This is a genomic window from Lutimaribacter pacificus, from assembly GCF_900142185.1.
Lineage (GTDB): Bacteria > Pseudomonadota > Alphaproteobacteria > Rhodobacterales > Rhodobacteraceae > Lutimaribacter > Lutimaribacter pacificus.
In genome coordinates this window covers 101,302-114,659 of record NZ_FQZZ01000003.1, presented here as the reverse complement: position 1 = coordinate 114,659, position 13,358 = coordinate 101,302, and the positions used below count along the sequence as shown (strand labels likewise).

Below are 13,358 nucleotides of genomic sequence, written 5' to 3'. Positions count from 1 at the left end.
ATTGAGGCAGCAAGAAACCCCGGCGGCAACGTATCGCCGGCGGCAGCGAGGCGAGACATGGCGGATATTCACCTGGACGCGCAGGGCGGGCAGCCTGTGCCGGGAACCCCTGTAGGAACGGTGGCCAACTGGATCGGCGCGGTGATTTCCGTGGCGTTGCTGGTTGGCGTGGCGGTCTGGGGATACAAGCTCCTGGTGCGGGATGTCAGCGGTGTGCCGGTGGTGCGTGCGGCCCAGGGGCCGATGCGCGTGCAGCCCGACGATCCCGGCGGGCGCCCGGCCGCGCATCAGGGCCTTGCGGTCAACCAGGTTGCCGCTGTCGGCACCGCCGGGGACCCCGCCGACCGGCTGGTCCTGGCACCGCGCCCCGTGGACCTGACCGACGAGGATACGCCGGCGGCGCAACTGGCCGCTGCCGCCACGCCCGACCCCGCCCCGCAATCCGCCGCCGAGGCGGATGAGCCCGTGGCAGGGGCACCGCTGCAACCCGCCGCGGTGACGGATGTGGACGACCTTGTGGCGCAACTGACCGCCGGGGCCGAGCCGCTCGACGCGGATGCCGATGCGGATGCCGGGGCCGGCACGGTGGCGACCGCCGACACCGAAGAGGCCGAAGAGATCGAGATCGCCCGCCCGACCACGGGCCTTGCCCGCTCGCTGCGCCCGCAGACGCGCCCGGCCGGGCTGGGGCAGCGCGTGGCCAGCGTCGATCCCGCCGCCGTCGCGGCGGCCGTGGCAGCCGCGGCCGGTATGCGCGATATCGACCCCGCCGCCATTCCCGCGGGCACCCGGCTGGCGCAGCTTGGCGCCTATGACAGCGAGGATATTGCCCGCCGTGAATGGGACCGGCTGGAACTGCGCTTCGGCGACTACATGGAAGGCAAGGACCGGGTGATCGAGCGCGCGCAATCGGGCGGGCGCACCTTCTACCGGCTGCGCGCCATGGGCTTCGACGATCTGGCCGACGCGCGCCGGTTCTGCGCGGCCTTCGTCAGCGAAAAGGCCGATTGCATCCCGGTGGTGACACGGTGACCACCCGTTTCGGGGCGACCATCCTCGATGCCGGGGGGCTGCGCCTGACGCCGGAAGAGAAACGGTTTTTCGCCGACGCCAACCCCTTTGGCTTCATCCTGTTCGCGCGCAATATCGACACGCCCGAACAGGTGCGCGCGCTCTGCGCCGACATGCGCGAGGCGGTGGGCCGCGATGCCCCCATAACCATCGACCAGGAGGGCGGGCGCGTGCAGCGCCTGCGCGGCCCGCGCTGGCGCGAATGGCTGCCGCCGCTGGAGCATGTCCGCCGCGCGGGCGATCATGCCGAAAAGGCGATGTACCTGCGTTATCGCATCATCGCGGACGAGCTGCGCGCGCTGGGGGTGGACAGCAATTGTGCCCCGATGGTCGACGTGGCCACCGGCGCGACCCATGCCTTCCTGCAAAACCGCTGCTACGGCTTCGATGCCGCCGCCGTCGCCCGCATCGGCCGCGCGGTGGCCGGGGGGATGCTGGCGGGCGGTGTGCTGCCGGTGCTGAAACACATCCCCGGCCATGGCCGCGCGGTTGTGGACAGCCATTTCGACCTGCCGGTGGTGGCCGACGATCCTGACACGCTGCGCGCCAGCGATTTCGCGCCCTTCAGGGCGCTGAACGACCTGCCGATGGGCATGACCGCGCATCTGGTCTATGCCGCGCTGGACGACAGGCCCGCCACGCTGTCGCCCCGCGTGATGGGGCTGATCCGCGACGAGATCGGCTTTGACGGGCTGATCATGACCGACGATATCTCGATGAAGGCGCTGTCGGGCCCGCTGCCGGCTCTCAGCCGCGCGGCGCTTGAGGCCGGCTGCGACGTGATCCTGCATTGCAACGGCACGCTGGACGAACGCCGCGCGGTGGCCGATGCCGCCGGGCCCATGTCGGACGCGGCACAGGCGCGCGCAGAACGGGCATTGGCCGCCCGCAAAACACCGGACGAGGTTGACATCCCCGCCCTTGCGGCCAAGCTGGAGGCGCTACTCAACGGGCGCCCGGATGACTGACGATCCCGATTTCGACGACACGCAGGAGACAGACAGCGTTGCCGCCCGGCTGGCCGCCGAGGCGCTGATCGTCGATGTCGACGGGTTCGAAGGGCCGCTCGATCTGCTGCTGACGCTGGGGCGCACGCAAAAGGTGGACCTGCGCAAGATCTCGATCCTGCACCTGGCGCAGCAATACCTGGCCTTCGTCGAAAAGGCCAAGCAACTGCGCATCGAACTGGCCGCCGATTACCTTGTGATGGCGGCCTGGCTGGCCTTCCTGAAATCGCGGCTGCTGCTGCCCCCCGATCCCACCGAAGAGGGCCCCTCGGGTGAGGAACTGGCCGCGCACCTGGCGTTCCAGCTGGAACGGTTGCAGGCGATGCGCGACGTCGCGGCCCGCCTGATGGCGCGCGACCAGAAGGGGCGCGATTTCTTCGTGCGCGGCATCCCCGAAAGCGTCGAACGGGTGAAACGCGTGACCTATACCGCCACGCTGCTGGACCTGATGCAGGCCTACAGCCGCATCCGCACCCGCGACGAATTCCGCCCCTTCGTGATGGATCGTGACCGCGTGTTCACGATGGAACAGGCGCTGGACCGGATGCGCGGGCTGATCGGCTTTGCCGGCACCTGGACCGATATTTCCGTCTACCTGCCCGATGGCTGGGGGGCCGATCCGGTGCGGTTGCGCTCGGCCACGGCGGCGACCTTTGCGGCCTCGCTGGAACTGGTCAAGGAGGGCCGGGTGGAACTGCGCCAGTCCGACACATTCGCGCCGATCCAGCTGCGCAGACGAGGAGAGAGCGATGGCTGACGACACCGACATGCCGCAGGACGCGCCCGGGGCCGACGAGAAAAGCCTGTTCGAAGCCCCGCCCATGGGCGAACAGGAACGCATGGTCGAGGCGATCCTGTTCGCCAGCGCCGAGCCTGTGACGGTCAAGGAACTGAATGGCCGGATGCCGCATGGCTGCGACGCGGCCGAGGCGCTGGTCTACCTGCGCAAACGCTATGAGGGGCGCGGCATCCACGTGGTGCGGGTGGGCGATGCCTGGGCGATCCGCACCGCGCCCGACCTCGGGTTCCTGATGCAGAAAGAAACCGTGGAAACGCGCAAGCTGTCGCGCGCCGCGATCGAAACGCTGGCGATCGTGGCCTATCACCAGCCCGTCACCCGCGCCGAGATCGAGGAGATTCGCGGCGTCGCCGTCAGCCGGGGCACCGTGGACCAGCTGCTTGAGATGGAGTGGATTCGGTTCGGCCGCCGCCGCATGACGCCGGGCCGCCCGGTCACTTTCGTGGTGACGCAGGAGTTTCTCGATCATTTCGGGCTGGAATCGGCGCGCGATCTGCCGGGGCTCAAGGAATTGCGGGCCGCGGGGCTTCTGGAAAACCGCCCGCCGCCGGGCGCCATGCCGCAGATGGGCGAGGGCGATCAGGACGCAGGCGAGGAAACCGCCGAGGGTCAGAGCGAGCTGTTCGAGGATTAGGGCGGGCGCCGCCACGCGAATTCTGCGCCGATGCCGTGAAATCCGCGCAATTTCCTGCTATATCGTGCGAAACAGGCAGGACAGGAGGGCGCGATGAACGCCAATCAGATTTTCAACATGATCACCCGCATGTTTCTGCGCAGGGTCGTGAACAAGGGCATGAATGCCGGTTTGTCGCGCATGTCCGGCGGGGGCAAACCGCAGGACCGGACGACCGGGGCCGAACAGTCGCAGGCCCGCAAGGGCAAGCAGGCCGTCCGCACCGCGCGCAAGGCCGCGCGGATCACCCGGCGCATGGGCAAGTTCTGACCGCTTGCGCGGATCAGCCCGCGCGGAAATGCTTGGACAGCTTCAGCCCCTGTCCCTGGTAGTTCGAGGCGATCCCGGCGCCATAGACCTGCGCGGGCACCTGCGACATCCGTTCATAGACCAGCCGGCCGACGACCTGCCCGTGTTCCAGCACGAAAGGCGCCTCGTGGCAGCGCACCTCGAGCACGCCGCGCGACCCGGCGCCGCCCGCCGCGTCATGGCCGAAACCGGGGTCGAAGAACCCCGCGTAATGCACCCGGAACTCGCCCACCATGGCGATATAGGGCGCCATTTCGGCGGCGTAATCGGGCGGGATATGCACCGCCTCGCGGCTGACGAGGATATAGAACGCGCCGGGGTCTAGGATGATCTGCCCGTCATGGGCGATGACCTTTTCCCAGAACTCGGCCGGGTCGTAGGCGCCGATCCGGTCCAGGTCGATCACCCCGGTATGCGGCTTGGCGCGATAGCCCACCAGCCCGCCGGGCCCCGGCGTCAGGTCCACCGAAAAGCCCAGCCCGTCCTGTATCACCGCCTCGCCATCCACAAGGCGCTGATCGCGGTGCAGGGCGCGCAGCTCATCGTCCGACAGCACCGCCTGTCCCTGCCGGAACCGGATCTGGTTCAGCCGCATCCCCGGACGCACCAGCACCGAGAACGAGCGCGGGCAGATCTCGGCATAGAGCGGGCCGGTATAGCCCGCCGGAATGCGGTCGAACTCGACCCCGCCATCGGTGATCACGCGCGTCAGCAGGTCCAGCCGCCCGGTCGAGCTTTTGGCGTTGGCCACGGCATGGATATCGCCGGGCAGGGCCAGCGATTCCATCAGCGGCACAAGGTAGACGCAGCCCTTTTCCAGAACCGCCCCGTCGCTCAGATCGACGCGGTGCATTTCGAACTGTTGCAGCCGGTCCGCGACGCGGCGGCCATGGCCGGCCAGGAACGAGGCGCGCACGCGATAGGCGACGGTCCCCAACCGCAGGTCGAGGCTGGCGGGCTGCACCTGCCCCTCGGCCAGCGGCGCGGTCATCCCGATGGTGCCGCTGTCGCACAACGCTTCGATCTGCTGGCTGGCAAGAACCCCGGTCATCGCATCCCGTCCCCTGATGGTCCGGGGTGTTGTGCCGGAAAAATCGCGCGGAACGCAAGGCAAATCGCGCGGTTTTCAGGGGATGGTCCGGGGTGGGTATGTGATGGTCGGGCTAGCAGGATTCGAACCTACGACCTCCCGTCCCCCAGACGGACGCGCTACCAGACTGCGCTATAGCCCGACGTTGCGCCTACATACCGGATTTGCGCCGGGGGGCAAGGGCGAAATTCGCGCCTTTGGCTACTCTTTTCCGTTTTGCGCAAGACGGGTGCGCAGGCGGGCCAGGTCGTCGCGGGCACCGGCCAGTTTGGCGCGCGCGGGGGCCGCAAGGGGAGTGCGGCGCGACAGGATCGCCGACAGGATGCCGGGCGCGGCCTCGATCCGGTCGGGCGGGGGCACCTCTGCAACCTCGATGATCGCGGGGCGCGGTGGCGGCGGGGCGGTGTCCGGTTCGGCGGGCCCCGGTTCGGCCCCTTGCGGGACGGGCTCCGGCTGCGTGTGCAGAAAGGCGGGCAGGGCGGTTTCTGGCTGGTCCGGCGCGGCGATATCCTCGCCCGCGATGTCCTGCGGGGGGGCTTCGGGCGACTGACTCTCGGGCGCCGGCGCCGGTTCGGGCGCCATGGCCCCGGCCTCGATCGTGGTGGCATCCTGCGCGGCCTGGCTGATTTCGTCCAGCGGTTGCGACAGCGCGGATACCTGTTTCACGCCCTGTTCGCGCAGGATCTTCTGCACGCCCTTGATGGTCATGCCGTCGTCATGCAGCAGCTTCTTGATGCCACCCAGAAGCAGCATGTCCTCGGGGCGGTAATAGCGGCGGCCGCCGGCACGCTTGACCGGCTTGACCTGCGTGAACTTGCTTTCCCAGAAGCGCAGGACATGGGCGGGCTTGTCCAGCCATTCCGCCACTTCGCTGATGGTGCGGAATGCGTCAGGGGATTTTGCCATCGCCCTTTTGTCCTTTCCTTACCGTTTGTTACCGGCGGCAACGCGGTCCTTCATCAGATGCGAGGGCCGGAAGGTCAGCACCCGGCGGGGATTGATCGGAACCTCCTCGCCGGTCTTGGGGTTGCGACCGATGCGGGCGGCCTTTTCGCGCACCGAGAAGGTGCCGAAGGAAGAGATCTTGACCTGCTCGCCGCGCACCAGCGCGTCGGACATGTGGTCGAGCACCGTTTCCACCAGCTGACTGGCATCGTTGCGCGAAAGACCGACCTCGCGGTATATCGCCTCGCTCAGATCCATACGCGTTAAGGTTTTCCCGGTCATCCACATATCCCCCTGAGGTTTTCGGGATGATAGGGGCAGGGCAATTTCCGAGTCAATATCAATGGCTTGGCAAGCGGCGTTTACATGCCGGAAATCGCCTACCAGCGCAGGACCACCGCGCCCCAGGCCAGCCCGCCGCCGATCGCCTCGGTGACGATCAGGTCGCCCTCCTTGATCTGGCCGCGTTCGCGCCCCACCGACAGCGCCAGCGGGATCGACGCCGCCGAGGTGTTGCCGTGATCCTGCACCGTGACGACCACGCGATCCATCGACAGGCCCATCTTCTTTGCGGTGCCCTGGATGATGCGGATATTGGCCTGGTGCGGCACGATCCAGTCCACGTCGCCATCGCTCAGCCCGACCCTGGCCAGCGCGGCATGGGCGGTCGAGGTCAGCTTGTCCACCGCCTGCCGGAACAGCGGGTTGCCCTGCATCCGCAGCTTGCCCGCCTCGCCGGTCGAGGACACGCCGCCATCGACATAGAGCATGTCGCGGTATCGGCCGTCGGAGTTCAGGTCGGCGGACAGAATCCCCCGGTCCGAGGTTTCCCCGGTGCCTTCCTGCGCTTCGAGCACGAGCGCGCCGGCACCGTCGCCAAACAGGACGCAGGTCGACCGGTCGGTCCAGTCCATGATTCGGGAAAAGGTCTCGGCCCCGATCACCAGCACGCGCTGCGCCTGGCCCGACAGGATCAGGGCATTGGCGTTGGCCAGCGCGAAGATGAATCCGGCGCAGACGGCCTGCACGTCGAAACCGAAGCCGCGCGTCATGCCCAGCCCCTCCTGCACCATGGTGGCGACCGAGGGGAAGGTCAGGTCGGGGGTCGAGGTGGCGAGGATGATCGCGTCGATATCGTCGGCGGCCAGCCCGGCATCGTCCAGCGCCGCACGCGCGGCATGGAGCGCCAGGGCCGAGGTGGTTTCGCCATCGGCGGCGAAATGCCGGCGCTCGATACCGGAGCGGGTGCGAATCCATTCGTCGCTGGTATCCAGCGTCTTTTCGAATTCGCTGTTCTCGACGACGCGCTCGGGCAGGTAATGCCCGACGCCCCGCACCACTGCCCGTATCGTCATTCTGCCACGTCCTTTTCGGTCTTCATGTCTTCCAGCTGCGAGGTGGCGGCCGCCAGCCGTGCGGCGATCTTGTCCGAAAAGCCGCTTTGCGCAAGCTGGAAGGCCAGCTTGACGGCGGCGGACACGCCGGTGGCATCGGCCGCGCCATGCGATTTCACCACCGTCCCGTTCAGCCCCAGGAACACCCCGCCATTCACCCGGCGCGGGTCTATCCGTTTTTGCAGGCGCCGCATCGAGGTCAGCGCCAGAAGGGCGGCGATGCGCGACAGGGGCGTATATTCGAACGCCTCTTTCAGCAGGTCGCCGATCAGGCTTGCGGTGCCTTCCCCGGTCTTCAGCGCGATGTTGCCGGTGAACCCGTCGGTCACGATCACGTCGCAGCGGTCGCCGGGGATATCGCCGCCTTCGACGAAGCCGACGAAGTCGAACCGCGCCTTTTCGGCATTGGCCGCGATCAGGTCATGCGCGGCCTTCAGTTCGGCCCGGCCCTTGTGTTCCTCGGTGCCGACATTCAGCAGGCCGATGCGCGGATGGTCCAGCGCCAGCCCGTTGCGCGCGTAGGACGACCCCATCAGCGCGTATCTTAGCAGATCCTGCGCGTCGGCGCGAATATCGGCGCCCACGTCCAGCATCACGTTGAATCCCTGCGGGTTGCGCGACGGCCAGAGCACGGCGATGGCGGGGCGGTTGACGCCGGGCAGCCGTTTCAGCCGCAGCATCGACAGCACCATCAGCGCGCCGGTATTGCCGCAGGACACGCAGACCGTGGCCTCGCCGTTGCGCACCGATTCCAGCGCCGACCACATCGAGGTGCCGTCGCCATGGCGCATCACCTGGCTGGGCTTGTCCTCCATGTGCACGACGTCGCTGGCATCGCGGATCTCGCAGCGGCCGGCAAGCGCGCGCCGCTTTGCGACCAGCCGCGTCAGTTCGTCTCTGGGGCCGTGCAGGATGAAGGCGATGTCGGGATTCTTTTTCGCCGAACGCGAAATGCCGGCGACAACGGTCGCCGGCCCCCGGTCGCCACCCATGGCGTCAACAGAAATGACGATCCGTCGCTGAGCGTTCGAGGATTGATCCTGAGAGCCACTCATGCGGACAATCGCCCTGCGATCAGGCCGCGTCTTCGTCCAGATCAACCTCGTCGACCATGGCGACCACTTCGCGGTCGGAATAATGGCCGCAGGCCGCGCAGACGTGATGCGGACGCTTCAGTTCACCGCAATTGGGGCATTCGTTGGGGTTTGCCGCAACCAGCGCGTCATGTGCGCGGCGGTTGTTGCGGCGCGATTTCGATACTTTGTTCTGTTGGACAGCCATGTCGCAACCTTTATTCCTGTGGCGCCCTGCGCCGTGTTTCACAAGGGTTTAGGGGGCAGTTACAGAAGTGTTGCCCGCATGTCCAACCCTGAATCCGATGAAGGCCGGAAAATACTGCGATTCCGTGCATAAGCAAGCGGTTTTTTGCGCGTGCCGGCGGGCATGGTTCAATCGTCCTTTTTCAGCGCATCACGCAATGCGGAAAGCCCCGAAAAGGGCCTGGTATCCTCGTCCCTGAGCGGCGTCTTTCCGGGTTCGGTGACCACCGTTTCCTCAAGCTCCGCCCCTTCGGCACGGGGGTAGAGCGGCAGCGCCAGCGCCAGCGCCTCGGTCATCACGACGGACAGGTCCAGCATGTCGGGCAGCGGCTCGATACTGTCGTCCTCGGGCATCTCGACCTCGTCCTCGTCGGGAATCCCCGGCATGGCGGCAAGGTAGCGGCGCGTGACGTCCTCTTCTATGCGGGTGGTGACGGGGGCCAGCGTCACCACGCAGGGCTGCGTGACGGTCGCACCCAGATGCGCGACCAGCCGCCAGTCGCGCTTGCCCTCGGGTTCGAGCGTGCCCTGGAAGGACAGCTTGCGCAGCCCCGACAGGCCCAGGTCGTCCGCGATGGCGCGGTTTTCATCGGGCGTGGGGCGCAGTTCGAACGTCACCGGCCGCGACGGCGGCAGCTCGGACATGCGAAAACGGGTCTGGGCTTTGGTCATCTCGGCGCGCTTCCATTCTTGAACCCTGCCGGTTCCTTCTGTAATCGGGATAGAAGGCACGGCGTGCCAAGGCAAGGGGGGCGTGGATGGTCCGCAAAATCGCTGCAGTTCTGTGCGTTCTGGCCCTGGCGGCCTGTTCGGCGGTCTATCGCAATCACGGCTACGTTCCCAAGGAAGAGGATCTGTCCCAGATCGTCGTCGGCGTGGACACCCGCGATACCGTGGCCGAGGTCGTCGGCTCGCCCTCGGCGGGCGGGGTTCTGGACAGTTCGGGATATTACTACGTCCAGAGCCGGGTACGCCATTACGCCTATCGCCGCCCCGAGGTGGTCAGCCGCGAGGTTCTGGCGATCAGCTTCGACGACGCGGGCGTGGTGCGCAACATCGAACGCTTCGGGCTGGAAGACGGGCAGGTCGTGCCGCTGGCCCGCCGCGTGACCGAAAGCGCGACGGCGGATAACGGCTTCCTCCGGCAGCTTCTGCGCAACCTGGGCAATTTCGCCGCCGGCGACATCCTGGATTGATCCCGGCACCCGTCGCGGGGCTGTCACATCTTGTGTGCTATGGGGCGTGCGACTAGATTTTTCGCACAGGGCTCATTGCAGGATGGCCGCCATGACGACACTGAAACGGGGCCGCTATATCGCGCGGCTGGCCGAAACGCCTGACGATCTGACCGCGGCGCAACGCCTGCGGCACCTGTGCTTTCACGGCGGCGAGGGGCTGGATGCGGACCGCTTCGACGAGATCTGCGCCCATATCCTTGTCGAAGAGGTGGCAACCGGCCGCCCGGTCTGCTGCTTCCGGTTCCTGCCGCTCAGCCACGGGGCCGAGATCGACCGCAGCTATTCCGCGCAATATTACGAATTGTCGCGCCTGCGCAGCTTTGCCGGCCCGATGGTCGAACTGGGGCGGTTCTGCATCCATCCGCAGGTGAAAGACCCCGATATCCTGCGCGTCGCCTGGGGCGCGATGACGGGATATGTCGACGAACACGGGGTCGAGCTGCTGTTCGGCTGCTCGTCGTTCAAGGGCACCGAGGCGGACCAGTATCTCGACGCCTTCACCGTGCTGCGCGACCGGCATATCGCGCCGAAACGCTGGCTGCCGCGGGTCAAGGCGCCGCGCGTGTTCCGGTTTGCCCAGCTTTTGCGGCGCAAGCCCGACGCCAAGCTGGCGATGCTGCGCATGCCGCCGCTGCTGCGCACCTACCTGCTGATGGGCGGCTGGGTCAGCGATCACGCGGTGGTGGACGACCAGATGAACACGCTGCACGTGTTCACCGGGCTGGAAATCCGCGCCATTCCGCCCGCCCGCAAGAAACTGCTGCGCGCGGTGGCGGGCTGAACCGCTTGACGGCAACCGGGCGCGGGGATAGCTGCGCGGCATGGCACGCGCTCCTTTACTCCAGCTCAACGACATCTCGCTGACCTTCGGCGGCGATCCGGTGTTTTCCGGCCTGTCGCTGGTGGTGCAGCCGGGCGACCGGGTGGCGCTGGTGGGGCGCAACGGCTCGGGCAAATCCACGCTGATGAAGGTGATGGCCGGGCTGGTCGAGCCCGACACCGGCGAACGTGTGGTGCCGCCGGGCATTTCCGTGGGCTACATGGAGCAGGAGCCGGACATGACCGGCTTTGCCACGCTGGGTGATTATGCCGCCAGCACGCTGGAGCCGGGCGAGATGTATCGCGTGGAAATGGCGGGCGAGGGGCTGAAATTCGACCCCGCACGACCGGTGGAGACCGCCAGCGGCGGGGAACGCCGCCGCGCCGCGCTGGCGAAACTGATGGCCGAGGCGCCCGACCTGATGCTGCTGGACGAGCCGACCAACCACCTGGATATCCAGGCGATCCGCTGGCTTGAGGACGAGCTGCGCCAGACCCGCGCGGGTTTCGTGCTGATTTCCCACGACCGCGCCTTCCTGCGGGCGCTGACGCGCGCGACGCTGTGGATCGACCGGGGCGCGGTGCGCCGCCGCGAGGAAGGATTCGAAGGGTTCGAGGCCTGGCGCGACAAGGTCTGGGAAGAAGAGGATACCGCCCGGCACAAGCTGGACCGCAAGATCCGGGCCGAGGCGCGCTGGGCCGTCGAGGGCATCAGCGCCCGGCGCAAGCGCAACCAGGGCCGGGTGCGCGCGCTGCAGGCGCTGCGCGCCGACCGCGCGGCGCAGATCAAGCGGCAGGGCACCGCGGCAATGGCGCTGGCGGACGGCCCGAAATCCGGCCGCAAGGTGATCGAAGCGAAAGGCATTTCAAAGGCTTACGGCGACAAGCTGATCCTGCGCCCCTTCGATATCCGCATCCTGCGGGGCGATCGCGTCGCCTTTGTCGGGCCCAACGGCGTGGGCAAGACGACGCTGCTGAAACTGCTGATGAAGGAAATCGAGCCCGATACCGGCACCGTCACCCATGGCACCAACCTGCTGCCGGCGGTGTTCGACCAGGCGCGCGCGCGGCTCGACCCGGAAATGACGCTCTGGGACAGCCTGACCGGCGATCCCGATATGCGGGTGTCGGGCAAGGCCGACCAGGTGCTTGTGCGCGGACAGCCGAAACACGTGGTTGCCTATCTCAAGGATTTCCTGTTCGACGACGCCCAGGCGCGGGCGCCGGTCAAATCGCTTTCGGGCGGGGAAAAGGCGCGGCTTTTGCTGGCCCGGCTGATGGCGCGGGAATCCAACCTGCTGGTGCTGGACGAACCGACCAACGACCTCGATATCGAAACGCTGGACCTGTTGCAGGAATTGCTGGACGATTTCGACGGCACCGTGCTGCTGGTCAGCCACGACCGCGATTTCCTGGATCGCGTGGCCACCACCACCATCGCGATGGAAGGGGACGGCCGCGCCACCGTCTATGCCGGCGGCTGGAGCGACTACCTGGCCCAGAGGGCGGAAAGCCAGGCCGGGGAAAAGCCTGATAAATCAGTATCCCAAGCCACGAACCTGAAGAAAGAGGTGAAAAAGGAAAAGCCCACGCAACCGGGCCTGACTTTCACCGAAAAGCACCGGCTCGAGGCGCTGCCGGACGAGATCGATCGGCTGGGCGCCGAGATCGCCAAGCTCGAAGAGCTGCTCGCCCGGCCCGATCTTTACACAAGCGAGCCGGTGAAGTTCCAGAAGGCAACCGAAGCACTGGTGCAGCGCCAGACCGCACTGGCCGGGGCCGAAGAGGAATGGCTGACCCTGATGGAAAAGGGCGAAAACGCGGTCTGATCCGCCGGGCTTCATCGTTCTGCAAATACTTCCGGGGGTGAATTGTCGCGCAGCGACAAGAGGGGGGCTGGCAGCCCCCCTTTGCCCGTTCAGCGCATCCGCAGCGCGCCGTCGATGCGGATCGTCTCGCCGTTCAGATAGCCCGACTCGGTGATGAAGCGGGCCAGCTCGGCATATTCGCGCGGATCGCCCAGCCGCTTGGGGCAGGTGACGTCCATGGCAAGCTGCTGGCGCACCTCTTCGGGCAGGCTCATCAGCATCGGCGTCAGGAAGATGCCGGGCGCGATGGCCATCACGCGAATGCCCTCGCGCGACAGGTCGCGCGCCATCGGCAGCGACATGCCCGCGATCCCCGCCTTGGACGAGGCATAGGCCACCTGGCCCTTCTGCCCATCGAAGGCCGCGACCGAGGCGGTGTTGACGATCACGCCGCGCTGGCCGTCTTCGGTGGGCTCGTTCTTCGCCATTTCGGCGGCGGCCAGCCGCGACACGTTGAAGGTGCCGACAAGGTTGATGCCGATCACCCGGTTATAGTGGTCCAGGCTGTGCGGGCCGTCCTTGTGCAGGGTCTTTTCGGCGGTGCCGACACCGGCGCAGTTGATCGCGGCGTTGATCCTGCCCATCGCCTTGACGGCCTCGGCCATGGCGTTCTGCACCGAGGTTTCGCTGGTCACGTCGGTTTCGACGAAGGTGGCGCCGATCTCGTCGGCGACCCCGGGGCCCTTTTCGGCGTCGCGGTCAAGGATCGTGACCTGGGCGCCGCTTTCGCGGAACAGGCGCGCGGTCGCCTCGCCCAGGCCCGAGGCGCCCCCGGTGATGATCGCAGCGGTGTCTTGCATTTTCATGGCTATGGCCTTTCCTGCCG

The 13,358-nt window shown here is 67.1% G+C and carries 16 protein-coding genes and 1 tRNA gene; 8 read left to right on the top strand and 9 right to left on the bottom strand.

Annotated elements, in window-relative coordinates; translation table 11 throughout:
• Positions 1 to 57 precede the first annotated feature (57 nt).
• The 5 genes from F3H87_RS21955 to F3H87_RS09350 all read left to right on the top strand — a co-directional run bounded on the left by F3H87_RS21955 (position 58) and on the right by F3H87_RS09350 (position 3,820).
• Complete coding sequence (locus F3H87_RS21955) at positions 58 to 1,032, top strand: SPOR domain-containing protein (RefSeq protein ID WP_223228023.1); 975 nt, start codon at positions 58 to 60, stop codon at positions 1,030 to 1,032.
• Positions 1,029 to 2,039 (top strand): beta-N-acetylhexosaminidase, encoded by a 1,011-nt coding sequence (nagZ, locus tag F3H87_RS09365; RefSeq protein ID WP_223228022.1) that lies wholly within the window; start codon positions 1,029 to 1,031, stop codon positions 2,037 to 2,039. Before F3H87_RS21955 ends, nagZ begins: the two co-directional genes overlap by 4 nt.
• Entirely contained in the window at positions 2,032 to 2,835 is an 804-nt protein-coding gene (locus F3H87_RS09360) for a segregation and condensation protein A (protein ID WP_149789203.1), read from the top strand. The genes nagZ and F3H87_RS09360 overlap by 8 nt, the downstream gene beginning before the upstream one ends.
• The gene (gene scpB, locus F3H87_RS09355; RefSeq protein ID WP_149789204.1) at positions 2,828 to 3,511 is read left to right on the top strand and encodes an SMC-Scp complex subunit ScpB; all 684 of its coding nucleotides are present in this window, start codon (positions 2,828 to 2,830) and stop codon (positions 3,509 to 3,511) included. The genes F3H87_RS09360 and scpB overlap by 8 nt, the downstream gene beginning before the upstream one ends.
• Before the next feature lie 93 nt (positions 3,512 to 3,604).
• The gene (locus tag F3H87_RS09350) at positions 3,605 to 3,820 is read left to right on the top strand and encodes a hypothetical protein (protein ID WP_149789205.1); all 216 of its coding nucleotides are present in this window, start codon (positions 3,605 to 3,607) and stop codon (positions 3,818 to 3,820) included.
• Between the two features lie 13 nt (positions 3,821 to 3,833).
• Here the strand turns inward: F3H87_RS09350 and F3H87_RS09345 are convergent, their stop codons facing one another.
• From F3H87_RS09345 to F3H87_RS09310, 8 genes are all read right to left on the bottom strand, one after another.
• Positions 3,834 to 4,910 carry a 2'-deoxycytidine 5'-triphosphate deaminase gene (locus F3H87_RS09345; RefSeq protein WP_149789206.1) on the bottom strand — a complete coding sequence of 359 codons (1,077 nt, stop codon included), beginning with the start codon at positions 4,908 to 4,910 and terminating at the stop codon, positions 3,834 to 3,836.
• A gap of 104 nt (positions 4,911 to 5,014) precedes the next feature.
• Positions 5,015 to 5,091: transfer RNA gene (locus F3H87_RS09340), tRNA-Pro, on the bottom strand.
• 59 nt (positions 5,092 to 5,150) lie between these two features.
• Entirely contained in the window at positions 5,151 to 5,855 is a 705-nt protein-coding gene (locus tag F3H87_RS09335) for a MerR family transcriptional regulator (RefSeq protein ID WP_149789207.1), read from the bottom strand.
• An 18-nt stretch (positions 5,856 to 5,873) separates the two neighbouring features.
• Entirely contained in the window at positions 5,874 to 6,176 is a 303-nt protein-coding gene (ihfA, locus tag F3H87_RS09330; protein WP_149789208.1) for an integration host factor subunit alpha, read from the bottom strand.
• 98 nt (positions 6,177 to 6,274) lie between these two features.
• A complete protein-coding gene (locus tag F3H87_RS09325) occupies positions 6,275 to 7,249 on the bottom strand; it encodes a beta-ketoacyl-ACP synthase III (RefSeq protein ID WP_149789209.1) in 975 nt (324 codons plus the stop codon).
• The gene (gene plsX / locus F3H87_RS09320) at positions 7,246 to 8,343 is read right to left on the bottom strand and encodes a phosphate acyltransferase PlsX (RefSeq protein WP_149789210.1); all 1,098 of its coding nucleotides are present in this window, start codon (positions 8,341 to 8,343) and stop codon (positions 7,246 to 7,248) included. Before plsX ends, F3H87_RS09325 begins: the two co-directional genes overlap by 4 nt.
• 19 nt (positions 8,344 to 8,362) lie before the next feature.
• A complete protein-coding gene (rpmF, locus tag F3H87_RS09315) occupies positions 8,363 to 8,569 on the bottom strand; it encodes a 50S ribosomal protein L32 (protein ID WP_149789211.1) in 207 nt (68 codons plus the stop codon).
• A gap of 167 nt (positions 8,570 to 8,736) precedes the next feature.
• Positions 8,737 to 9,279: a YceD family protein gene (locus F3H87_RS09310; protein WP_223228021.1), complete on the bottom strand. Its 543-nt coding sequence runs from the start codon at positions 9,277 to 9,279 to the stop codon at positions 8,737 to 8,739.
• 86 nt (positions 9,280 to 9,365) lie between these two features.
• Here F3H87_RS09310 and F3H87_RS09305 point away from each other — a divergent pair, with 86 nt between their 5' ends.
• From F3H87_RS09305 to F3H87_RS09295, 3 genes are all read left to right on the top strand, one after another.
• Positions 9,366 to 9,803 (top strand): outer membrane protein assembly factor BamE, encoded by a 438-nt coding sequence (locus F3H87_RS09305; protein ID WP_149789212.1) that lies wholly within the window; start codon positions 9,366 to 9,368, stop codon positions 9,801 to 9,803.
• Positions 9,804 to 9,894: 91 nt separating this feature from the next.
• Positions 9,895 to 10,626: a GNAT family N-acetyltransferase gene (locus F3H87_RS09300; RefSeq protein ID WP_149789213.1), complete on the top strand. Its 732-nt coding sequence runs from the start codon at positions 9,895 to 9,897 to the stop codon at positions 10,624 to 10,626.
• Positions 10,627 to 10,666: 40 nt separating this feature from the next.
• Complete coding sequence (locus F3H87_RS09295) at positions 10,667 to 12,493, top strand: ABC-F family ATP-binding cassette domain-containing protein (RefSeq protein WP_149789214.1); 1,827 nt, start codon at positions 10,667 to 10,669, stop codon at positions 12,491 to 12,493.
• 89 nt (positions 12,494 to 12,582) lie between these two features.
• On the opposite strand, the gene F3H87_RS09290 is transcribed toward F3H87_RS09295, so the two are convergent.
• Entirely contained in the window at positions 12,583 to 13,338 is a 756-nt protein-coding gene (locus F3H87_RS09290) for a 3-hydroxyacyl-CoA dehydrogenase (RefSeq protein WP_149789215.1), read from the bottom strand.
• Positions 13,339 to 13,358: the final 20 nt, after the last annotated feature.

Coding starts and splice junctions, on each gene's coding strand:
- F3H87_RS09345 (WP_149789206.1), bottom strand. CDS start 4,910: ATGACCGGGGTTCTTGCCAGCCAGCAGATCGAAGCGTTGTGCGACAGC.
- F3H87_RS21955 (WP_223228023.1), top strand. CDS start 58: ATGGCGGATATTCACCTGGACGCGCAGGGCGGGCAGCCTGTGCCGGGA.
- scpB (WP_149789204.1), top strand. CDS start 2,828: ATGGCTGACGACACCGACATGCCGCAGGACGCGCCCGGGGCCGACGAG.
- F3H87_RS09335 (WP_149789207.1), bottom strand. CDS start 5,855: ATGGCAAAATCCCCTGACGCATTCCGCACCATCAGCGAAGTGGCGGAA.
- F3H87_RS09295 (WP_149789214.1), top strand. CDS start 10,667: ATGGCACGCGCTCCTTTACTCCAGCTCAACGACATCTCGCTGACCTTC.
- F3H87_RS09360 (WP_149789203.1), top strand. CDS start 2,032: ATGACTGACGATCCCGATTTCGACGACACGCAGGAGACAGACAGCGTT.
- F3H87_RS09300 (WP_149789213.1), top strand. CDS start 9,895: ATGACGACACTGAAACGGGGCCGCTATATCGCGCGGCTGGCCGAAACG.
- F3H87_RS09350 (WP_149789205.1), top strand. CDS start 3,605: ATGAACGCCAATCAGATTTTCAACATGATCACCCGCATGTTTCTGCGC.
- F3H87_RS09305 (WP_149789212.1), top strand. CDS start 9,366: ATGGTCCGCAAAATCGCTGCAGTTCTGTGCGTTCTGGCCCTGGCGGCC.
- F3H87_RS09290 (WP_149789215.1), bottom strand. CDS start 13,338: ATGAAAATGCAAGACACCGCTGCGATCATCACCGGGGGCGCCTCGGGC.
- plsX (WP_149789210.1), bottom strand. CDS start 8,343: ATGAGTGGCTCTCAGGATCAATCCTCGAACGCTCAGCGACGGATCGTC.
- ihfA (WP_149789208.1), bottom strand. CDS start 6,176: ATGACCGGGAAAACCTTAACGCGTATGGATCTGAGCGAGGCGATATAC.
- rpmF (WP_149789211.1), bottom strand. CDS start 8,569: ATGGCTGTCCAACAGAACAAAGTATCGAAATCGCGCCGCAACAACCGC.
- F3H87_RS09310 (WP_223228021.1), bottom strand. CDS start 9,279: ATGACCAAAGCCCAGACCCGTTTTCGCATGTCCGAGCTGCCGCCGTCG.
- F3H87_RS09325 (WP_149789209.1), bottom strand. CDS start 7,249: ATGACGATACGGGCAGTGGTGCGGGGCGTCGGGCATTACCTGCCCGAG.